Source organism: Actinomadura fulvescens (assembly GCF_039533225.1).
Lineage (GTDB): Bacteria > Actinomycetota > Actinomycetes > Streptosporangiales > Streptosporangiaceae > Spirillospora > Spirillospora fulvescens.
Genome location: NZ_BAAATD010000015.1, coordinates 153,513 through 172,770 on the forward strand (window position 1 = coordinate 153,513; position 19,258 = coordinate 172,770).

The 19,258-nt window shown below is 68.8% G+C and carries 24 protein-coding genes; 21 read left to right on the plus strand and 3 right to left on the minus strand.

The features are described from left to right. Positions 1–134: 134 nt before the first annotated feature. From ABD333_RS39850 to ABD333_RS39860, 3 genes are all read left to right on the plus strand, one after another. Positions 135–863 carry a DUF3472 domain-containing protein gene (locus ABD333_RS39850; protein WP_344547808.1) on the plus strand — a complete coding sequence of 243 codons (729 nt, stop codon included), beginning with the start codon at positions 135–137 and terminating at the stop codon, positions 861–863. A gap of 369 nt (positions 864–1,232) precedes the next feature. Then, positions 1,233–1,814 carry a hypothetical protein gene (locus ABD333_RS39855; RefSeq protein WP_344547809.1) on the plus strand — a complete coding sequence of 194 codons (582 nt, stop codon included), beginning with the start codon at positions 1,233–1,235 and terminating at the stop codon, positions 1,812–1,814. Positions 1,815–2,014: 200 nt separating this feature from the next. Continuing rightward, positions 2,015–2,308: a hypothetical protein gene (locus tag ABD333_RS39860; protein ID WP_344547810.1), complete on the plus strand. Its 294-nt coding sequence runs from the start codon at positions 2,015–2,017 to the stop codon at positions 2,306–2,308. 203 nt (positions 2,309–2,511) lie between these two features. Here the strand turns inward: ABD333_RS39860 and ABD333_RS39865 are convergent, their stop codons facing one another. Beyond that, on the minus strand, positions 2,512–3,594 hold the full coding sequence (locus ABD333_RS39865) for a PP2C family protein-serine/threonine phosphatase (protein ID WP_344547811.1): 1,083 nt from the start codon (positions 3,592–3,594) through the stop codon (positions 2,512–2,514). A gap of 502 nt (positions 3,595–4,096) precedes the next feature. Between ABD333_RS39865 and ABD333_RS39870 the strand changes: the two genes are divergently transcribed. From ABD333_RS39870 to ABD333_RS39885, 4 genes are all read left to right on the plus strand, one after another. Then, positions 4,097–4,384, plus strand: a complete 288-nt coding sequence (locus ABD333_RS39870; protein ID WP_344547812.1) for a hypothetical protein — start codon at positions 4,097–4,099, stop codon at positions 4,382–4,384. 238 nt (positions 4,385–4,622) lie between these two features. Further along, a complete protein-coding gene (locus tag ABD333_RS39875; RefSeq protein ID WP_344547813.1) occupies positions 4,623–4,745 on the plus strand; it encodes a hypothetical protein in 123 nt (40 codons plus the stop codon). A gap of 294 nt (positions 4,746–5,039) precedes the next feature. Continuing rightward, a complete protein-coding gene (locus ABD333_RS39880; protein ID WP_344547814.1) occupies positions 5,040–5,435 on the plus strand; it encodes a hypothetical protein in 396 nt (131 codons plus the stop codon). Continuing rightward, positions 5,432–7,687: a hypothetical protein gene (locus ABD333_RS39885; RefSeq protein WP_344547815.1), complete on the plus strand. Its 2,256-nt coding sequence runs from the start codon at positions 5,432–5,434 to the stop codon at positions 7,685–7,687. Before ABD333_RS39880 ends, ABD333_RS39885 begins: the two co-directional genes overlap by 4 nt. A gap of 108 nt (positions 7,688–7,795) precedes the next feature. On the opposite strand, the gene ABD333_RS39890 is transcribed toward ABD333_RS39885, so the two are convergent. Together ABD333_RS39890 and ABD333_RS39895 are read right to left on the minus strand one after the other, a co-directional pair. After that, positions 7,796–8,956, minus strand: coding sequence for a type III PLP-dependent enzyme (locus tag ABD333_RS39890; RefSeq protein WP_344547816.1), 1,161 nt, complete (start codon positions 8,954–8,956; stop codon positions 7,796–7,798). Between the two features lie 19 nt (positions 8,957–8,975). Next, entirely contained in the window at positions 8,976–9,743 is a 768-nt protein-coding gene (locus ABD333_RS39895; protein ID WP_344547817.1) for a GntR family transcriptional regulator, read from the minus strand. A gap of 830 nt (positions 9,744–10,573) precedes the next feature. On the opposite strand from ABD333_RS39895, the gene ABD333_RS39900 reads away from it, so the two are divergent. The 14 genes from ABD333_RS39900 to ABD333_RS39965 all read left to right on the plus strand — a co-directional run bounded on the left by ABD333_RS39900 (position 10,574) and on the right by ABD333_RS39965 (position 19,256). Then, entirely contained in the window at positions 10,574–10,915 is a 342-nt protein-coding gene (locus ABD333_RS39900) for a hypothetical protein (protein ID WP_344547818.1), read from the plus strand. A gap of 4 nt (positions 10,916–10,919) precedes the next feature. Continuing rightward, entirely contained in the window at positions 10,920–11,120 is a 201-nt protein-coding gene (locus ABD333_RS39905; RefSeq protein WP_344547819.1) for a hypothetical protein, read from the plus strand. 112 nt (positions 11,121–11,232) lie between these two features. Next, the gene (locus ABD333_RS39910) at positions 11,233–11,559 is read left to right on the plus strand and encodes a hypothetical protein (RefSeq protein WP_344547820.1); all 327 of its coding nucleotides are present in this window, start codon (positions 11,233–11,235) and stop codon (positions 11,557–11,559) included. A gap of 168 nt (positions 11,560–11,727) precedes the next feature. Beyond that, on the plus strand, positions 11,728–11,946 hold the full coding sequence (locus ABD333_RS39915; protein WP_344547821.1) for a hypothetical protein: 219 nt from the start codon (positions 11,728–11,730) through the stop codon (positions 11,944–11,946). Then, a complete protein-coding gene (locus ABD333_RS39920) occupies positions 11,933–12,313 on the plus strand; it encodes an RRQRL motif-containing zinc-binding protein (RefSeq protein WP_344547822.1) in 381 nt (126 codons plus the stop codon). Before ABD333_RS39915 ends, ABD333_RS39920 begins: the two co-directional genes overlap by 14 nt. A gap of 68 nt (positions 12,314–12,381) precedes the next feature. Continuing rightward, complete coding sequence (locus ABD333_RS39925) at positions 12,382–12,726, plus strand: hypothetical protein (protein WP_344547823.1); 345 nt, start codon at positions 12,382–12,384, stop codon at positions 12,724–12,726. Positions 12,727–12,837: 111 nt separating this feature from the next. Further along, on the plus strand, positions 12,838–13,506 hold the full coding sequence (locus ABD333_RS39930; RefSeq protein WP_344547824.1) for a hypothetical protein: 669 nt from the start codon (positions 12,838–12,840) through the stop codon (positions 13,504–13,506). Continuing rightward, complete coding sequence (locus ABD333_RS39935; protein WP_344547825.1) at positions 13,506–13,691, plus strand: hypothetical protein; 186 nt, start codon at positions 13,506–13,508, stop codon at positions 13,689–13,691. Before ABD333_RS39930 ends, ABD333_RS39935 begins: the two co-directional genes overlap by 1 nt. Positions 13,692–13,780: 89 nt before the next feature. After that, a complete protein-coding gene (locus ABD333_RS39940; RefSeq protein WP_344547826.1) occupies positions 13,781–14,896 on the plus strand; it encodes a hypothetical protein in 1,116 nt (371 codons plus the stop codon). A 149-nt stretch (positions 14,897–15,045) separates the two neighbouring features. Continuing rightward, complete coding sequence (locus ABD333_RS39945) at positions 15,046–15,228, plus strand: hypothetical protein (protein WP_344547827.1); 183 nt, start codon at positions 15,046–15,048, stop codon at positions 15,226–15,228. Further along, positions 15,225–15,542: a hypothetical protein gene (locus ABD333_RS39950; RefSeq protein ID WP_344547828.1), complete on the plus strand. Its 318-nt coding sequence runs from the start codon at positions 15,225–15,227 to the stop codon at positions 15,540–15,542. Before ABD333_RS39945 ends, ABD333_RS39950 begins: the two co-directional genes overlap by 4 nt. Further along, positions 15,539–16,495: a hypothetical protein gene (locus ABD333_RS39955; protein ID WP_344547829.1), complete on the plus strand. Its 957-nt coding sequence runs from the start codon at positions 15,539–15,541 to the stop codon at positions 16,493–16,495. Before ABD333_RS39950 ends, ABD333_RS39955 begins: the two co-directional genes overlap by 4 nt. A 36-nt stretch (positions 16,496–16,531) precedes the next feature. After that, the gene (locus ABD333_RS39960; protein WP_344547830.1) at positions 16,532–16,873 is read left to right on the plus strand and encodes a hypothetical protein; all 342 of its coding nucleotides are present in this window, start codon (positions 16,532–16,534) and stop codon (positions 16,871–16,873) included. 97 nt (positions 16,874–16,970) lie between these two features. Next, positions 16,971–19,256: a winged helix-turn-helix domain-containing protein gene (locus tag ABD333_RS39965; RefSeq protein WP_344547831.1), complete on the plus strand. Its 2,286-nt coding sequence runs from the start codon at positions 16,971–16,973 to the stop codon at positions 19,254–19,256. Positions 19,257–19,258: the final 2 nt, after the last annotated feature.

A 19,258-nucleotide genomic window follows, 5' to 3' on the forward strand; every position in this document is an offset into this window, starting at 1 on the left:
TTGATTTCGGCATAAATTACGCATCAGCGAGCAATCGGGGGGCCCGAGGACGGAAGGAACTTCCGATGCTCTCTCCCAGAACACGACCGAGCGGCACTCGACGGAACGGTGACTGCAGGAGGCGCTGGCGGGCTGTGATCGTCACGTTCTGCGCCGCCTCCCTCGCCTCGCTCGGAACGGTGCCCGCCCACGCCACCAGCGCCGGGGTATGGACCTGGTGGCGCTACCCCACGGGCTCGCAGCTGTGGAACCTGGACCAGAACGTCCGGATCACCCAATCGGCACCGACCCGGTTCTGGTCGCACCAGTTCGGCTTCGTCGGAGGCGACGGCGGATACCTCGGGCTGCAGACCGACGGCTCGGTCGGCAACGGCCAGCGTGGCAAGCTCGCCATCTTCTCGATCTGGAACGCGGCCGACGCGCGCCCGGGCCCCGGCGCGGTCTGCGTCGACTTCGGCGGCGAAGGCGTGGGAAAGAGCTGCCGGATCCTCTACAACTGGCAGCCCGGCACAACGTACAAGTACCGTCTGTGGTACCTGGGAGCCGAAACCGGTGACCGGCACCGCTGGGGCGCCTGGATGATCGACACCAGTACCGGCAAGGAGACCCACATCGGCTCCATCCTGGCCCCCGCCGGTAAAAGCCGCATCACCAATTCGGTCAGCTGGATCGAAGACTTCGGCGGCACGCCCTGCGATCAGGCCGCACCCGCCGCCGGCGTCTTCGGCCACCCCACCGCCAACAACGGACAGGTCCACGGCACCTTCGACAGCGGCCCCACCCGGTCCTGCGGGCGCTCCAGAGCCACCGTGAGCAACGACCCGTCCGCCCGCACCGTCACCATGCGGACCTACCTAGCCTGACCTGAAACGCATGACACCGTGTTCACGAGCGAGTGATCGTTGACTGGAGTGTGGACCACGGCTGGTGGTACGAGGGCCGCGGGACACCGCGCGGCCGCTTCGACCTCCGACCGTTGGGGCCACTGGGGCACGTCGATCGGCCCGGCTCATGGTCAGGCTCACGCCCTCCGGCGACGCGCGATTGTCAGTGCTCGACCAATCTTCCGCCCAAGAAGCTAAGTCGTCCCGATAGTCGACGGCTCGCTGTGTGACACAGACTGTGGTACACGCGTCGGGTGCGAAGCGATCGCACTGGACAGCCGTACATCAGCCACCCCTCGAATGGAGGCCTCGGTAATGCGGGTCCGAACCAGAGTCATCGCCAGGGTCGTGACGGGCGCAGTTGCCGCCGCCGCCGCGTTCACGGGCTTCGCCCAGCCCGGCTACGCCGCCCCGCGCGACTACAACTACTCAGGAACCTCCCAGACCAAGATCACCGGAATCGGCGCCGATCTCACCTTCACGCCCACCAAGGCCACGGTTCGCGCCGATGTGGACAGCGGCGAGATCTCCTCGGTGACCGTCACCACTCCGGAGGCCCGCAGCGAGTTCAACCTCTTCGGGTTCCTGCCGACCAACATCAAAGTCAAGGTCACCCAGGCGGGTGAATGGAAGGGCACCATCAAGGCCGACACCGTCAACGTCACCGGGCCCATCGACATCCAGATCCTCGAGACCGGCCACTTCGGCATCCCCATCCCGCTGCCGGACTGCAAGACGACCAAGCCCGCGCAACTCAACCTCGTGTCGCAGGGCCCCTTCGACATCGCAACCGGCGGAACCCTCGTCGGCACCTACAAGATCCCCGAAATGTCATGGGGTTGCCTTTTCGATACCCCCATCATCAACGCGCTTGTCGGTGGAAAGGACAACCCGCTCACCATCAAACTGACCGGCGGCGTCGGCCGATAACGCAGTCCGGCGAATCCGGCTCCCCAGCCGGGCCGCCTTACCCGGCCCGGCTGGGGAAGCGGAGACTTCGCTCCGCGGCGTGAGACAGCCACCGACGGAGACGATCCATGACCCCAGCCTCAGCATCCGAACCCGAATCCCGTCAGACGCCCGACATTTGTGGACGCCGTCCTCACCACGACGCCGTACTCCGGATTCACGTGAGCCAGCAATCACGTCCCAGTATCAGCGGCACGGGAGGCCACAGCGCCACCCAGTACGCCGTCTACGGACAGCACGCCGACGGCACCCCGCTGTCGCTGGACGATGCCGAGATCCCGCTGATTCCGGACGACTACGACACGACGCGCGACCTTGCCGCCGCACTCCAGAGGGCCTTCCCCGGCACGGTCATCATCATCGAATACGCCGACACCCGAGATCAGCCCGAGCCTTACGAGCCCGGCGCCACCATCAGCGACGAACCCTTGCTCATCTACCAGGTCACTCGATAAGACCCCAGCCGTCGACTACCTCCCCACCCACCACGCCGCGACCGCGACAACCCTCACGGCGGGCCCTGGGTTCCCTGCACCGACGGCGTGCACCCTCCCACGGCCAGGTCCTGCAGCTGGACGCCTCACCCATCGCGATCCACACCGCCGACGAACCCGACCCCGCCCCATGGTCGGCCTCGACTGGTTCCCGACAGTTGGTGTTACGGGGCCCTTTCCGGATGGCGGTCTGAGGGCTGGTCGTGTGAGGTGGCGGGACTGGGTTGGCACAGCACCATGGCCAGGTCGTCATGGAAGTGGCCGTGGGTGTGGGTCAGCACCAGGTCGAGCAGGCCTTGGAGCGCTTCGTCCAGGAAGGGTGTGCGCAAGATAGCGCTGACGCGTTCATCCAGGGGGAACATGGCGCCATAGGGGTCTTTGGCCTCGATGAGCCCGTCGGTGAAGAACAGCAGGCGTTCGCCAGCGGTCAGGTGGGCGTACTGGAGTACCGGCTCGGGGTCTAGGCCGAGTGGTGGTGACGGTTGCGGTGCGTCCAGCAGTTGGGTGTGTGATCCGATGCGGAGTGGTGGTGGGTGGCCGCAGTTGACCAGGCGTACGTGGCCGGGGATGAACTCGGCCAGCAGTACGGTGACGAAGTCCTCGGCGGCCAGTTCCGGGGCTATGCGGGCATCGAGTTCCTTGGCCAGGTGGGTGAGGGCGGCGGTGGTGAACACCGTTTCGCGGAAGCAGCGCAGCACGGCGGCCGCCTGCTGGATGGCCGGAAGTCCCTTGCCCTTGACGTCTCCGATGATCAGCCGCAGTCCGTGTGGGGTGAGCGCGACGTCGTACAGGTCCCCGCCGATCTGGGCTTTGCGGGCCGCCGACCGGTAGCGGTGGGCGAAGGCCAGCCCGCCGATGTCGGGTGGGATGGGACGAAGCAGCGCCTGCTGGGCCACCTCGGCCACATGGGTCATATGTGTCAGCGCGTCTTCTCGGTTGGTGCGGATGTAGGCGGTGAGGGTGGCGAAGGCGCCGCCGACCGCCACGATGAGGCACCGCAACAGGTGGTCGTGGCTGCCGAAGATGTGATCGGGGACGCCCAACGCCAGGCCCAACAGCACCGCATAGCCGCCCACCAGTGCCGTGGCCGCGCTCTTGAGCCGTGCTGAGGCGAGCAGCGGGCCGACGATCAGCAGGCCGATGAAGATCACGTTGTTGGTCAGTGCCGCATCGGCGGCCGCGATCGCGGTGTCGGCCGTCAACGCCAGCCACAACCATGCCCTGTCGGAGTGCATCTGCGAGCGCATCGGCTCTCCCTGCGGGGTGCGTACGGGTGCACCCGCTTTGGCACCAAGTAGTCACCTTTTCACAAACAGTGACGCATGCCCGTGGGAACAAACAAACAATCGGCACCTTTTTGCCAACCGCACCGCGCAGGACAACGCCCCGCTAGTTCGGTGCGGATCGTCCGGCGGCAGCTGAGGAGCGGGCCTGCCGCCAGCAGGACGGCGAAGGCCGCGTAGCCGATACCGCACTGGTGCCGTCGCTCTGCGCTACACCCATACTTTCGACCTGATGGCCGCTGACAGCGCCCGACACCAACGCCGGCCCCATCCACCTACCTCTCCCGCCTGAAGACCAGACCGACCGGCTAGGAGACCACGTGCTCGTGGCGCGAGCCGTGGTGGTCGGCACCGAGCTTGGTGAAGTGCGCGTCGGGTCAGACGGCAGGTGGTAGGCGATGGTCAGTACCGAATTGCCGACGGCCACCGGGGCGCGGCGCTTGCCGCGGCGTTTGACGATGCGGCGGTGCTGGAGGAACTCCCGCAGCTACCAATCAAGCAGGGGGAGTTGTCCGAGGAACTGCGACGCCGCCTCTACGACGCCTTCCAGCTTCAAGCCCGCTACAACAAGCCACGGCACGAGGCCGTGATCCGTGTCACGGTTCGAGAGGACATCGCGCACACACTCAACGCCGCAACATCAGGGGCCATCAACCCGAACAAGCGCCGCGATCGGCGCCCGCCCGGCGCCGCCCCGAGTTTCCCATGTTCTGTGCGCCCCCGGCAGGATTCGAACCTGCGACACCCGCTTTAGGAGTCAGGGTAGCTATGCATTCGGATCATCACCCTGACCTGCGCCGAATCAGCGGGAGAACGCAGGCCGGTGGCGGCATGGGGGCGCATGGGGGGAACGACCATGATTGGGTAACGCTTGAAGCCCGGTGTCGGTCCTGCCGGGCAGGCATGGCTCAGACCCCTGGAGCTCCAAGGTCACACAGGGGTCACGCATCCCCCGATACGCCGTGTGTTTGCCCCTTCCCAGGTTGGATGCCGTGAGCGCCCGGCGGTCGCCGAACCTGACCGCACGTGAGCGGCACCAGCTCGCTCCCATCCGCGAGAGCGCCAGCGTCGCGTCCCGAGTTAGGAAGACCGCGCTCATCGGCGCCGCGGTGTAGCTGAGTGGCGTAGGTGCGCCGGAGTCGACGGCGGGGGGCGCGGCAAGCTCGGCAGGTGTCCCGGCAAGGTTTTGCTGCGGCCCCGCACCGTGGTGCTCTCCACGGCGCGGTTGAGTGTAACCGGGCATTTCGGTCCAACTAGAAGTGGGGCTATTTGCAACCCGCTTTGTATGATATGCGGGAGGTGACCCAACTCCGTTGGAATGGCCTATATCCTTCCGCAGAGGTCATCCGTCCGGCCTGGGGAGGCGGGAGTAAACGGGGGCCGCACCACCACAACTGAACGGGGTCAAGATGAGTGATCAGGCTCAACTGGTGGCTATGGCGGGGGCCGCTGCTGCCGCGCTCGTGGCGGAGATGACCAAGGAGGGCTGGGCTTCGATGCGGGCTGCCGTCGCCCGGTTCTTCGGGCATGGCGGTGAGGACGAGCAGGAGCGCCAACTGCGTCGGCTGGACGCCGACCAGGCCCAGGTGTCCGAAGTGAGTGATGAGGAACTGGTCGACCGCTGGAAGAGACGCTTCCTCACGCTGGCTGAGGACTTCCCAGCCGCAGTGCAGGACCTGGCGGCCCTAGCCGCCTCCCGTCCCGAAGATGCCGTGCTGCCGCGGCAGAACGCCGTGGGTAACCAAGGCTCAGTCGTCCAGATCGGGCGTGATAACTCCGGCGATGTGCAAACGGGGAGAAAGTGAGCGTGCAGGAGGAACCGCTTGGTGCGCGTCCGCGTCAGTACGCGCAGGGCAATACCGCCCCGACCGTTCAAATTGGCGGAAGCAACACGGCACCTATCAATATCCATCGGCTGCCGAAGCTGCCCGTCTATCCAGTGTCACAGAAAGAACTTGCTGCAACCATAGATCCATTGTGGGCGTTTACCTCCACGCCTCAGCACGTGCGGAAGGAACTCAGCCTGCACGGGTTGGCCGTCATCATCGGGGAGCATGGGACCGGGCGCAGGACGTCGGCCCTGCGGGCCTTGCGCGACTACCTCTCGCTACCTGAGTCAGCGGACCCGTCATCCACGGAGTCCCATGCCGCGCAGATCTGGGATCTGTCTCCTGACTGGGAAGAGGGTGAGGTACCGCCCCTAGAGGTTCTTCCCGACCCGCTACCCGGACAGGGTTACGTACTGGACGCCGCCCAGAGGACTGTGAGTCCGGCGGCAGCACAGGCCCTCAGGTCGTGGGCCGCAGGGCTCCAACAGATCCGTTCGGGGCTGGTGGTGGTCGGCGGTCTCACAGACTGGCCGGACGGCCGACTGTCTGAGCCAGCGTCTCGCCCCGACGCCGCGCAGGTGGCCCGCAACCACCTACTCCACCGGCTTGACTGTCCCGTTCAGGCACACTGGCTTCAGGCCGACACGAGCAGGGCCGCTAGCCGTGCTGGGTTGTTGCGCCAGACGTCGCCCCCCGATCAGACCGCCGGCATTTTCGCGGACCTGATCCCTCGCAGTGTCAGCCCGGCCGACGCAGTCCGCATCGCCGAACGTCTCGCCCAGGTCAAGCCGGAGCATGTAGACACTGCGGTTCAGGACCAACACAGCCAGGATGCCGCAGTAGCCGAGCGAGGCCGACAGAATCTGCAGGCCATTCGCGAGTGGGTCCTGGAATGGACCGACTACCTTGAGAAGCTTCTCGCTGAGGGCGGTACTCGCGGCCAGGATCGCGTCATGCTGCTGGCCGCCTCGTATTTCGAAGGTGCACCGCTGGAACTATGCATCAAGGCCGCGATCGAGTTCGACCCGCGCGGCGACCAGACTCGGCAGCGCTTCCGTGAGGGGCGTAGCCCTCGGCGCCGACTGCGCGACGTCGGAGTGGATGTCACCGAGACCGACACTGCCAGCTTCGCCAGCCGACCCGGACTTGCGATGGCGGCCATCCGCACCGACTGGTATCACTGGGCCGACGAACGCACTCAGACGCGCGAGTGGCTCCAACGCATCACTGCTCCCGGTGCAGTAGCGGAGAAGTGGAGCAAACAGGTCGGTCAGCGTGTACTGGAGCTCTCACGCACTGCGGTAGACCCTCCCTTCTTCGCCGTCCTGGAGTCATGGGCAACACCAGGCATCGACGGCGATCGGATTACTCTCATCGCAGAGCTGCTGACCGAAGCAGCCATAACCGAAGAACTCGCTCGGCTGGCCCATGCGAAACTACTGGACTGGGCCGGATCAAAGAACGCGGCTCGAAGGCAGGTCGTGGCGCATGTCTGTGCCGGTCCCTATGGGCTACGGTGGCCAAGCCACGCCCTGGTTCGGCTCCGACACATCTTGGCCCATGACGATGAAGCTGCTCAGATGGCCGCCGCGGCCTTGGTGAGACACGCAGAGCAGGGTCGCTTGGAACGGATCATCGAAACCATCGAAACGTGGCTGGAACGATTCCCGGACCATGCCGCCGGACCGCGTGCCTTCCTGGCACTGATCGACCCCTCGGACCACGGTGCGGCAGCCGGTGCCTCGCCCGCCAGCGGCCTGGTGAGCGGCCTGATCACTTTCGCTCAAGGCACTCCGCAGGTTCGTGACTTCCTCATCAGCGGATGGGCTACCACCTTGCAGCAGCCCGACGTACGCGACGCTGCTTACCGTGTACTCCTTGCCTGGGCCGAGGCTGTGCACCGGGCCTGGCTGGACCGGGACGTTACCTTCGGCATCCTCACCGAAGTCCGCAACCTGCACACCCCAGTGGACGCCATGTCCCGCTTCCTATATGGCAGCCCCGAGCACGACGCCCCCGCTGTCGTCGACGCACGCTACGCCCTAGCCAACCTGAACACCTGCACGCATGCGCACTGCCCCCGCCCAGACTGCCCACTACTCCACACCAGCGGTACCGGTCCGCCTGAAGCGGAAGCGACGCCCCGAGGCGATCAGGAGAGAACCCCGAACGGGCAGGACACAAGCTCAACCGATCCGGACGCAGAGGGGAACACGTCGCCGCGTTAGGCACGCGGGTGCACTTCGCGCCTAGGGGCTGGGGGCGTAGCTAAAGGCCGCACAGGATGCGAAAGGGCCGCGGCTGTCCACCTCCAGCCGCGGCCCGCTTGTGTCGGACTACTCGCCTAGGTATTCGAATGTCGGCTTGGGGTGCATTAGGAAGTCGTAGTGAGAGATGTTCCAGGCGTAGGCGCCGGCCATGGAGAAGGCGATCAGGTCGCCCACTGTGATCCGTTCCGTGGGAACAGCGCGTGCGAAGACGTCTTTCGGGGTGCAGAGTTGCCCCACGAGGGTGACAGGCTCATTGGTGACTGTGGGTCCGGTGCCGTCGCGGTTGAGCACGATGAATGGTTGATTGTGCTGCTTGGTGACCGGCGTGCGGATGTGCATGGTGCCGCCGCGTAGGGCGGCGTACCACTGGCCATGGGCTTCCTTGACGTCCAGGACTTCGGTGACGTACCAGCCTGAGTAGACGCTGATGGCTCGGCCGGGCTCGATGCGAAGGGTCTCGCCGGGTCGGGCTAGCGCGGCGACCTCGGTGCCGTACTGCTTCCAGTCGAATCGGGTGTCGGGTGCTGCGTAGTCAACGGCCATGCCGCCGCCGAGGTTGAACTCACGCGGGCCGGTGTGGCCGATCTTGTCGAGCCAGGAGCGTCCCCAGGTGAGGATCTCGGTGGATTGGGCCACCATGGCGGAGGCGTTCAGTCCGGAGGCCAGATGCGCATGGATGCCGTGCAGGCGGACCCATGGTGAGGCGGTCAGGATGTCGGTGCAGGACTCCATGAGCTTGGGGTCCATGCCGAAGGGGCCGCTCATGGCCAGGGCGACGCCGCTGCGGTCGCCTGCGAGGTTGAGTCGCAGGAGGATATCGACTTCCTGGCCGGCCGTTCGGGCGATGTTCGCCAGGCGGGACAGCTCGTGAGGGCTTTCGACATGGATGCGCTCGACGCCCAGCTTCAACGCCAGTTCCAGTTCGTCGTCGGTCTTGGCGGGACCGCCGAAGGCCAAGCGGGCGTCTGGGAGCGCCTCGCGGACATGGGCCAGCTCGCCACCAGAGGCGACCTCGATGCCATCTACGTACGGCGCGAGCGTGCGGAGAATCGGCACGTCCGGGTTGGCCTTGGCCGCGTAGAAGATTTCCGGTGCGCCAGGAGCCGTGAGCGCTGCCTTGACCTCGGCCGCGTGCTCGCGGAGTGCGGCCAGATCGTAGACGAATGCGGGTAGTCGGGCATCGGCTGCCAGCTGGTGAGCGTGGTCTTGGACGAGGCGCGTGATCATGTGGTTGAGGTCTCCGATGTCAGGCGAGCGGGAATTCGTACTGGGCCGTCAGGTAGTGCGCGGGGGCGACCGAGATGGTCACCTCAACGGCTCGTCCTTCGGCGGTCATGCCCACGTGGGTGATCTCCACGACGGTGCGCTCGGGACTGATCTCCAACGCGTTTGCTTCTGCGGTGCTGGGCAGGCGGCTGGGCACGATCTCCTCTCGTGCTGATACCTGTGCATAGCCGAGTTCGGACAGGGCGCTCTTGACGCCACCGACGATGACAGGGCCGTTCTCCTCCAGGACGGTGCCCTCCGCGATGTCGAGGGGGAACCAGCTGGCATTGAGCCGGACGGGGATGCCGCTGGCGAGCAGGCGCCGGCGTCGCACTAGGCAGTTGACCTCTCCAGTTGGCAGGCCGAAGATCTCGGCGACGTTCGTTGGGGGCTCGGCGTGCTCGGTGCTGATTTCATGCTGGGGTTCCAGTCCGCGAGCGCGTACCTCGGCGTCGAATGCTCCGCGCGCGCCCTGGTTCTCACGGGTAGCTCGGTCGTAGCGCGCGGGAGAGTGGAGCATGGGCGGTAGCCAGGTGACCATGGTTCCCCGTCCCTGCCGGGGTCGGACCATGCCCTCGGCGGCGAGTACTTGCATCGCTCTGTTCACCAAGCTACGGGAAGCGCCGTACCGCTCGGCAAGTTCCGGCTCGGGAGGCAGGACCGCCCCGGTCGGCCACTGGCCCTCGATGATCTCTTGACGGATTTTCGAGGCGATCTCGCGGAACCCGTGTCGCTCGGAGTGCTGCATCTACCTGCCCTTCCTAGCTCTGTTAGGACTACCTAACCAGAGATTTCGCCAAACGCCAAACGATTGACGCCTCTTGACATTCGCTCGGAGGTGGCCACAATCAGAGGCACAGACGCCAAACGTTTGGCGACTAGCTTACAACTCAAGAAGGCATCGGTGGCTGTTGCCCTCGTGTGTACGGGTTGACGTTCGTCCCTGGACCGGCGCTGTCAGGCGATGCCGAGGAAGGTCTGTAGCGCTTGCGCTGCCTGTCCCGCACGGCGGGCCCTGAATCGTAATGGTCTGGGCCATCCTCCGTGCGGGGTGGAGAACGCAAGGTCACAGTCTCAACCCTGGAGGACTCGCCCCATGCGATCCAACGGCCGCCCGATCATCCTGGCCAGCAAGCTCCCTCCGAACCTGCTCAGCCTGTCCGATCGTGGTGGCTGCACCTTGATCGGGTGTCCCGAGTGCGGTGTGTGGCGTTCGATCAAGCGCAGCATGATCACGCCGCACCGCGGCCCGAACGTGCCGGGCGCGGATGCCTGGCCAGCTGAGTTCCGGCCACCGGCGCCGTGGTGTCCAGGCAGTGGCCAGAAGGTCAAAGTCGATCTCAGTTTCGAGGAGTGGCGAGCCCGGCTGGCCGAGGCATCCCGGCACGCTGGTCAGCGTCGCCGGACTCGGGTGATCCCGCGGCCCAAGCCGCCGGCGGCCCCGCCGGTGCATCGGCTGGCGGTCGCCCGCTGAGTCCCAGCGTCTTCCCCTCACCCCCTGTTCTTGCAGCGCTTCGGCCGTCCTGGCCGGGGCGCTGCTTGCTGTGTTCACCACCCCGAAGGAAAGGGAGTCTGTTCATGTTGATTGCCAAGCGGGATCGTACGCGGGCCGGGTACATCGCGGGTCTGCGGATGCTGGCTGATCTGCTGGAGCGCCTGCCGGAGGTTCCGCACAGTCCCCACCATTGGGTCTCGTTCGCGCTGGCCGGGACTGAGACCGAGGCGTTCGAGGTGATCGAGCGGGCCGCCGCGGCGCTGACCGCGGCGGGAATCGAGATCGACCACCAGGCGACCGAGCATTCCCAGTGCGTCGAGTTCGAGCTGGCCGGGATGAGATACAGCTTCTCCAAGCTGCGGGACGTCGAGGTCGAGGCCATGGAGGCCCGCCGGTCCTACGAACCCAACGTGCAGGTGGCCTGACCTGATGGTGAAGATCAGACTCACCGGACTGCCGGCGGAGGTGCAGGCCGCTGCCGACCGCATCGCGGACGTGGTGACGCTGCTGGAGACCTCCCGGCCCTACCCGCGCCGCGGCAACTCGCGTCTGGTCTCGCTCTACCTGGAAGCCGACGTGAGCACCGCGCCCACTGCTGGCGACACCGACGACCACCCGTCCGACAAGTAGCCGCGCCCGCGGCACCCACACCCCTGCAACCCGTCCAGGCCCGCCCCAGATCACCCCCCGGGGGCGGGCCTGGACGCGTTGCACGGGTTCGTCCTGAAGGGACCCCTTGCTCATGCGCAGCATCCCCACCCACTCCGCGTCGATCGTCACCGCCCTGCCCACGCGAACCAAGCCGACCGGGAACGCGGTCGGGTTCTACGTCTCGGTGCGCACCAGTGCCCGGATGGCCGAATCAGCGCTGGCGCTCGGCCCGTTCTGCGACCGCGACAGTGCGCACGGCTGCGTGCCGCTGGTGCGTGCATTCGTAGCGGCCCGGCACCGGGGCGGGGAGTGGTGGCGGTTCTCTGTCACCCGAGTCACCGTCGGCCCCGGTCGGACGCTACCGGCAGGGACCCTGAACGACCTCATCCCCGAGGCCGGCGCCGGTCTGGCCGCCTAACACGCGCCACCCAGGGTCCTTGCTCGGGGGCTGACATCGAGTCCGGACGGCCCCGCCCTCGCCCGCGCCGCAGGTGGGCGGCGGCGGGGCCGTCTCACCCGGTGCCAGACACCCGGACCCTTCGTCATCCGATGTCCCCCACCCGGGGAGAAGGGAGCGCTGTGCGCGATGACGAACCCGATGATGATGCCGGTCCATGCGGCCGGTCCACGTCCCGACCTCACCAGCTGGCCTGGCCTGTCGGCGCCCACGGGCACCGAACGTGCGGCCGGGTGCTCCAACTGTGGTTCGGTCCGCTCCGTGCAGGTGCTGCCGGACGGGCGGCACCGGTGCGGGTGCGGGCACCGCTGGACCCCCAACCGGCACGGCGCCGATGGCACGCCGTAGCCCGGCCCGGTTCTTCGACCCGCGCGGCGACCGGTACGGCATCCCCACCTATCCGTGGCGGATGGCGCCGCCGCACCTGGCCACCCGCCGCCAGCTGGCCGCCGAAGGGCTCCGCCCCGGCGGCCAGGACGTGGCCGCGCAAGTGCTGTGGTACCGCCGACGCGGACTCGGGGTCGCCTACCTCTATGACCGGCGCTTGGCGCTACCCAAACGCGCCCCCTCCCCAGCCCAGCGGGCCGCCCTGGACAAGGCCATGGCGGCCCGGCGGACCTGCCCGCGATGCGGCCTGGATCGCGGCTATGTGCTGCGCCGCCGCCTGGGCTGCTGCCACGACTGCGCCACCCCCTGGGAGCGGGACGCGGCCTAGCGCCGCGCCCGCTTCCGTCTGGCCTTTTCCGTTTCGACCGTGCTGACCTGCTGTGAAAGGACACCGCTGTGACCGCCTCCGCACTGAACACTTCCGAGCCCTCGGCCGACCGGGGCCGTGGGATGCCCTCGCCGTGGGTGCTACCGGACGACGGGATCGTGGATCCGATCGCGGTTGAGATCGCCGCCGCCGGTGCACGGCGGGTGGCGCTGACTGGGACCGAACGCCTTCTGGCCGCTGCTCAGATCCTGACCGCTGGTCATCACCCCACCGAGGTCGCGCGGCGGCTGCACCTGTCGAACGACACCGCCCGCACGCTGGTCGCCCAGGTGCATCGCTTTGGCCTGCTGCCCGTACCGAACCTGTGGGCACTGGCCTACCCGCCGGCCGATGCCGAGGTGTCCGCGGCCTGACGCTGTGCCTCGTCCCGGAACGTGTGTGTCCGGGACGGGCCAGAACGCCAGACCTTTCGCGTGACCGAAGGTCGCCGTTCTTCCCCTCTCACCTCGTGGCAAGGAGCCGCCATGCCTTCGTCCCTGACCTCCCATTCCTCTACCTCTGCCGACCGCGACGCCACGCGGGCTGCGGACCTGGCCGCGCTGCACCGGCGCGACCGGACCGACCGCCGTACCCGCGCCGCATTCGCGGCCACCTTCGCGCTGATCGGGGCCGGGCTCGCTGCCCCGGTCCTGGCAACCGTCCCCGCCCGACTCACGGCCGTTGCCGCCCTGGTGGCGCTGGCCGTGGTCGGCGCCGGAGGACTGGCCAGCGCCCTGGCCACCTGGGTGTCGGGCCGGTATGAGGTGTCCCGGCCCCACTCCTGGCGGGTGTGGCGGTGGCGGATCACGCGCCGCTGGTACGCCCCCGGCGCCACCGTGTGGCACACCGACCCCGCCAGCGGCACCGGCCCACTGGCCGTACTGGGCTGGATCACCGACCCGGCCTGCCCAGTGCCGTGGGCGCTGATCTACGACGGCACCCCGCTGATGGCCGGCGGGGGCGCGCTGTGGCTGCCGCTGACCGCGCTGGCCCCGGCCCCGGCCGCCGCCGACTCCATCTGCCAGGCACTGCTTCACCGAGACCGTGCTGACCAGCTCGCTGACCTCGCCGAGCATCTGGACCCCGAGACCGGGCTTGCCGACGTGTATGCCAGGGCTGGTCGTCCTCGCCCTCAGAACCGCGGTGCGCGCTGATGTGGACCCGCTGGAGGGCCCATCTGGCACTGATCGACGTGCTGCTGCTGACCGGCATCACCGCCGGTGTGGTGTGGCTGGTGTGCACGCACCTGACCGCCATGCGTCCACCCGCCGCGCTGCTGGTCTCGGTGCTGGCCGCGGTCGCTGCGTTCAGCGTGCTGGCCCGATACCGACGCACCTGACCCCGCTGGTTGCTGTTCACCGATGCGGCACCCCACCCCGAGCCGATCGGCCCGCGGGTGGGGTGCCGGCGTTGTGAAGGAGAGTCCTGATGAACACCCACCCCGCGCCGACCGGTGAGCGTTCACCACGATCGGACCAAGCGTTCACCGCGTTCACGGCTACCCCGCCTGCGGTGAACAGTGCGATGAACGCCGAACAGATCCGTTCAGCCGAGCGGATGCTGTCGGCCGGCACGTGGTTGATCGTGTGCGGCGCGATGCTGTACTCGGTGCTGACCGTCACCCCGTTGATGCGCAGGCACACCGCCGATGACTGGGACTGGACCGCGCCGATCCTGCCGCTGGTGGTGGACGCCGCCGTGGTCATCGTCGTCCGGCTGGATGCGGTGCTGTCGCGTCTCGGCCATCACGGTGGTCGCTGGCCGGTGGCGCTGCGGTGGATCACCGGCACCATCACCCTGGCCCTCAACATCGCAGATTCGGCGCTGAAGAAGGACCCGGTGGGGGTGGCAGTGCATGCGGTGGCGCCGCTGCTGTTGATCGTGACCGCCGAAACTGGCCTGGCTTACCGACGCGCCATCACCGCCGCGCTGGCCGCCCAGACCAAACGCCAGCAGGCCGAGGCCGCCGCCCGCGAGCGCGCCGCCCGCGAGCGCGCCGAGACCGAGGAACGCCGCGTCCGTGAGGAGCGCGAGCATCAGGCTCGACTGGCGCGTGAGCAACGCGAGCATGAGGCCGAGATGGCCCGCCAGGAGGCTGAGCGACGCGAGTGGCTGGCGGCCGAGGAACGCCGTCGCGCCGAGGAAGCTGAACGCGCCCGGCAGGCCGAACGCGAACGTCTCGAACGCGAGCGTGAACAGTGCGAGCGTGAACGCCAACGCGAACGCGACCAAGCCCAGGCGCGTGAACGCGAACGTGAACAGGCCCGGCAACGTGCCGAACGTGAACACGCCGAGCGCGCCGAACGCCAGCGCCAAGCGCTGTTGGCGGCCGGGCCCGCCGCCGGCAAGCTCCCCGAAGACCAAGCCCGGCAGATCGTGACCGCCGCGTTTGTGGCGGGGCTGTCGGTACGCGCCGCCGCGCAGCGGTGCGGCTGGTCCATCGGCTGGGTCGCCGCCCGCTACCAAGAACTGCGCGACCACCACCCCAACGGGCAAGGCCCCGCCGAACCCCGGCCCCTGGCCGAACTGCCACACGGCACCTGACCCCACATCACCGGCCCGTCTTGCGGATCTCGCCCACACCCTCACCCCGACACGGCCTGCGCTGTGCCGGGGTGGTCGGCGTGGGCGGGATCGGTGGTACGGACCGCCGAACCCCCTGCTGTCTCCCCCCGACCGAAGGGACGATCTCCATGATTCTGCTGGCCCTGCTGACCGGCGGGCTGATCTTCATGATCTGGGCCCGCCAGGTCTCCTACGTGATGCTGCTCGCGCTGTGCTCGTGGGGGCTGCTGGCCGCCTCCACCCCGATCGGAGCCAAGCTGGTGGCCGCGCTGAACTCGCTGTCCAACTCCATCGACGGGTGGTTCGCATGACCGCCCCCACACGCCCCCGACCGCGCCGCCCACGGGCCGTGCTGGTCCGGCTGTGGGCCAACCGGCCCACCCTGGGCACGCTGGCGTTCCTGCTGGCCGGACCCGGTATCGCCAACGTGGCGTTGGGCTGGCCGCTGTGGTGGACCACCGCCGGGCAATGGTCGCTGTGGCTGCTGCTCCTAGTGAGCGTCTCCATCATCGAGGCCCGCCGCGCACCCCTGCCCGCCAACCACGACGACGATGTTCCCAGCGGGCACGACGTGCCGCCTGACCTCGGCACCCGCGCCCCCGCCGGTGAGGAGAACCCCCGGTGATCGAGCTGCTGTTTCTGGGCTCAGCCGCGTTCGCCGGCGGCGCGCACGCCATGCGCCAGTCCCGCGCCGCCCGCCACCCGCGCCCCCGCGCACAGCCCCGGCAACATTCGCTGCTGGTCAAGGCATGGAACTCCGCTGGCGCTCCGCACACCGAGGAGACCATGCTGGCCGATGCGGTGGCCGACCTGGGCGGACGCGCAATCGGCCGAACCGTCCGCCGCACCGCCCCCCGCGTCAAGAGCCGCGGCCAGGCGGTGCGCAACGGGGCTGCGTCGCGGTGGCAACGCCGCCGAGACCAGGACCGCACCGTGACGTTCTGGCGCCGCCGCAACCGCCCCACCAACACGACGAACGGCGCCGAGCCAGCCACCAGCACACCCGGTGGCGGGCAGGGTCCACAGACCAAGCGTCCCGGCGATGCGCCGCCGCTACCGGGCGGCTCGACGCCCACGGCACTGCCGCGCGGCCGCTCCCCGCGGCCGCTGCCGCCCGGATCTAATCCCTCCGCCCCGAACACACCGATCCCAATGCCACCCGGACCCACTGGGTCCACCGGTTCCACCGGCCGCCCCACGCACCGCGGCACCGCTGGCGGCCGGACGCGTGGCGCGTCCAGGGCCCCGGCTCGCCGGCGGCGGGCTCGGTCGCGGATGCGGGCCGCGGTGCCGTTGAACCTGGACGCGCCCGGCACCGATGTGGAGTTCCTGGACGCCTGCGCGGACCTGCAACAGATGCTGCGCGGCATCGGGGTCGCCGTCGAGGACTGGACCGACGAGCTGATGGTCCGCCGCTTGCCCTCGGTCGTGACCGGGCCGCTGGAGCAGGTGAGTGAGGGGCTGGTGGATGGGGCTGCGTGCACCGCGCTGGCCACCGCTTTGTTTGAGAACTGGTTCGCCGAGGCGCGCGAGATCGCCGCCGCCGGGATCGAGTTCACCGGCGACGACCCCGAATAACCCCTGCATCGCAACTCTGAGAGGAATGAACCGAGGATGCTTCCGCGTCCCCGCGGCCGGCGTCCCGGCCGCTACACCGTCGAATTCGAGACCCCCGACTCAGACGGCGAGTTCATCGCCACCGCCCTGGCCATCGCCGCCCTGATGGGCGGGCTGGCCGATGCCGTCGAGGACTGGACCGGCGAGTTGACCCGCCGCGGCATGCCGCCGGCGATCGTGCTCCAGTTCGAGTACCTGGCCGACGACCTGGCCGACGCCGAACACGCCGCCCGCACCGCGGCGGCCCACTTCGCCGACTACTTCGAAGACGCCCGCACCATCGCCGCCCGCGGCATCCGCATCATCGGCACCCCCCGCCGCGGACACCGAGCCGCCTAACCACCTGCCAGTTCCCGCGCACCGGCCGTGCCACCGCCCCGACCCCGGGAGGTGGCACGGCCGTTGGCGTGCCCGTCCTGCAAGGGAGTTCGCTCGCATGATTCGTCGTCCCGCCCGCCCCGCCTTCGGCCGCCCGCAGCGCCGCAGCGCGGGGCGCGGTCGCTTCGGGGGCCGCCGCCGTGACCGCTACACCGATGCCGAGATGTTCGACCCGCTGTACCCGGCCGTCATCGCCCACCAGGTGGCGCCGCGGCACCCGGTAGCCGGGCCGCTGGCCCGCGCCGCCGCCCGCGGCTACATCCGCTGGATGCTGGCCTCACCCGACACCCGCGGCCTGGGCACCGGCCTGGCCGCCCTCTACCCCGCCGGTCACCTGGCGCACGAGTACGCCGCCGGTGATGCGCTGCTGCTGGGCGCGTTCGCGCCGCCGGCCGCGCTGGCCGCCTGGGTGGCCACCTACAAGACCCACGGATCGCCCCGCTACTCCGGCGCCATCGCCGCCATCGCCGCCGGGATCCCGGCATGGTTCGCCACCGCAGCCACCACCGGCATCACCAACCTGCCCACCCTGCTGGGCTACACCCTCACCGCCACCACCGCATGGTCGGCCTACACCTGGTCCGACGTGCTGAAGGAGCGGCGCCGGTTCGCCGAGGCCCAAGCCAAGTGGGAGACCATCGCCGGTCTGGCCGGGCTGGAGGGTTCGCGGCTGCTGCGCACCGAACGCACCCGCACCGGCGTCAAGTTCAAAATCGACCTCGGAGTCGAGGGGCCGTCCGCGTCTCGGCTGGAACGCGGTGACCTGGCCGAACAGATCGCCCGCTGCTACGGCATCGGCGCCGATCAGGTCCGCATCCGCACCCACCGCAAAAACGCCCGGATCGCCTGGATCATCATCCAGTTGGTAGACCTTTGGTCGAACATCGTGCCGCACCCTGCCGTCACCGCCCACGACGGCACCCCGGTCCCCGCCGAGGCTGCCGCGGCTGGCAAGGGGCAGCGGTCGATCCTGGACGGCCCCTACATCCTGGGCACCGACCCCGAGACCGGCGACGACCTCACCCTGGTGGTGTTCGACGAGGGCGGCGCCCGGCACGTGGACATCGTCGGGTCCAACGGCGGCGGCAAGACCAACACCCTGTCCAACATCGTCCAGCAAGGCGCCGAACGCTCCGACGTGCTGACCGTCGCGATCGACCTGGGCAAGGGCGTCATCCCCACCCTGTGGCGCGAGCACCTGCACGACTACGCCGGGGTCGGCGAGGAGGACAAGGCCCTTGCGATCTTCGAGTGGATCGATGCGCTGCTGGACGAGCGCGCCATCGACCTGGCCGGCGGCACCCTGGTCCCCTCGGCCACCTCACCGGTGGTACAGGTGATCGTGGACGAGCAGGACACCGCAACCGGATTCCACTCCGCCGTCGCCGCCGACATCAAACCCGTCCTGGACAAAATCCACAAGCGGGGCCGCTCGCTCGGGGTGGTGCTGATCACCGCCAAGCAGCGCGACGTGGTCCAGCACACCGGCTCTAAGGAAGGCAAGGCCAACGCCTACACCACCATCGTCGGCCGTGTCGCCAACACCAAGGAGATGGCCAAGGCCCTGCCCGACTGGGAGGTCACCGGCTGCCCCGACATGTCCACCTACGGCGGCGACGCCCAAGGCGTCATCCTGCTGGTCCGCCAAGGCGGCACCTGGCAGGCCGGCCGCACCCGCGCCCTGTACGACCCCAAAACCGTCCAAGCGCTGGCCGCCGCCTACGGCCCCGCCACCGCCCACTTGGAACCCCACATCGCCACCGACCTGCCCGGCTACACCGACCACCACCCCACCCCCACCACCACGACCGCGACGACTCGGCGGACCGGCAACCCCGACCACCGCGGCGGCGACCATCGCCGCGGGGGCAGTGAGGCCCCTGATGGCCGCTCCGCCCGCCCGGACGGCCACGACCCCGATCGGCAAACCCACCCCGACCGGACGGGTAGCCGTGACCAGGGGTGGGGGTTCGACCCTGCCGACGACGCCGCGGTGGACGAGGCCGCCAAGGGGCTGGTGGAACAACTGGACGAGTTCATCGCCGAAACCCTCCCACCGCCCGAACAGGCCACCTCGCTGGAGGATCTCAAGGCCGCCCGCGAGCGGATCGACAACACCACGGTGCCCGCATCGGTCGTCCAGGCCGTCACCGACTTGCTGGCCGAACGCGGCACCAAGGGCGCCCGCCGCGACGAACTGGTCAAGCACCTGAAGATGAGCCGCTCCACCGTCGCCGAGCACCTGGGCGCCCTACGCCGCGACGGGATCATCACCAGCGCCGGGCAAGGCAAAGCGGCCCGCTACTACCTACCCGACCACGCCCCCGACGACCACGCCACGTGACC

Excerpts from the sequence above, each read along its gene's own strand:
- ABD333_RS39900 (WP_344547818.1), top strand. The coding sequence starts at position 10,574 with ATGTTGATTGCCAAGCGGGATCGTACGCGGGCCGGGTACATCGCGGGT.
- ABD333_RS39960 (WP_344547830.1), top strand. The coding sequence starts at position 16,532 with ATGCTTCCGCGTCCCCGCGGCCGGCGTCCCGGCCGCTACACCGTCGAA.
- ABD333_RS39890 (WP_344547816.1), bottom strand. The coding sequence starts at position 8,956 with ATGATCACGCGCCTCGTCCAAGACCACGCTCACCAGCTGGCAGCCGAT.
- ABD333_RS39865 (WP_344547811.1), bottom strand. The coding sequence starts at position 3,594 with ATGCGCTCGCAGATGCACTCCGACAGGGCATGGTTGTGGCTGGCGTTG.
- ABD333_RS39880 (WP_344547814.1), top strand. The coding sequence starts at position 5,040 with ATGAGTGATCAGGCTCAACTGGTGGCTATGGCGGGGGCCGCTGCTGCC.
- ABD333_RS39930 (WP_344547824.1), top strand. The coding sequence starts at position 12,838 with ATGCCTTCGTCCCTGACCTCCCATTCCTCTACCTCTGCCGACCGCGAC.
- ABD333_RS39905 (WP_344547819.1), top strand. The coding sequence starts at position 10,920 with ATGGTGAAGATCAGACTCACCGGACTGCCGGCGGAGGTGCAGGCCGCT.
- ABD333_RS39965 (WP_344547831.1), top strand. The coding sequence starts at position 16,971 with ATGATTCGTCGTCCCGCCCGCCCCGCCTTCGGCCGCCCGCAGCGCCGC.
- ABD333_RS39910 (WP_344547820.1), top strand. The coding sequence starts at position 11,233 with ATGCGCAGCATCCCCACCCACTCCGCGTCGATCGTCACCGCCCTGCCC.
- ABD333_RS39945 (WP_344547827.1), top strand. The coding sequence starts at position 15,046 with ATGATTCTGCTGGCCCTGCTGACCGGCGGGCTGATCTTCATGATCTGG.
- ABD333_RS39935 (WP_344547825.1), top strand. The coding sequence starts at position 13,506 with ATGTGGACCCGCTGGAGGGCCCATCTGGCACTGATCGACGTGCTGCTG.
- ABD333_RS39895 (WP_344547817.1), bottom strand. The coding sequence starts at position 9,743 with ATGCAGCACTCCGAGCGACACGGGTTCCGCGAGATCGCCTCGAAAATC.
- ABD333_RS39920 (WP_344547822.1), top strand. The coding sequence starts at position 11,933 with ATGGCACGCCGTAGCCCGGCCCGGTTCTTCGACCCGCGCGGCGACCGG.
- ABD333_RS39940 (WP_344547826.1), top strand. The coding sequence starts at position 13,781 with ATGAACACCCACCCCGCGCCGACCGGTGAGCGTTCACCACGATCGGAC.
- ABD333_RS39950 (WP_344547828.1), top strand. The coding sequence starts at position 15,225 with ATGACCGCCCCCACACGCCCCCGACCGCGCCGCCCACGGGCCGTGCTG.
- ABD333_RS39915 (WP_344547821.1), top strand. The coding sequence starts at position 11,728 with ATGACGAACCCGATGATGATGCCGGTCCATGCGGCCGGTCCACGTCCC.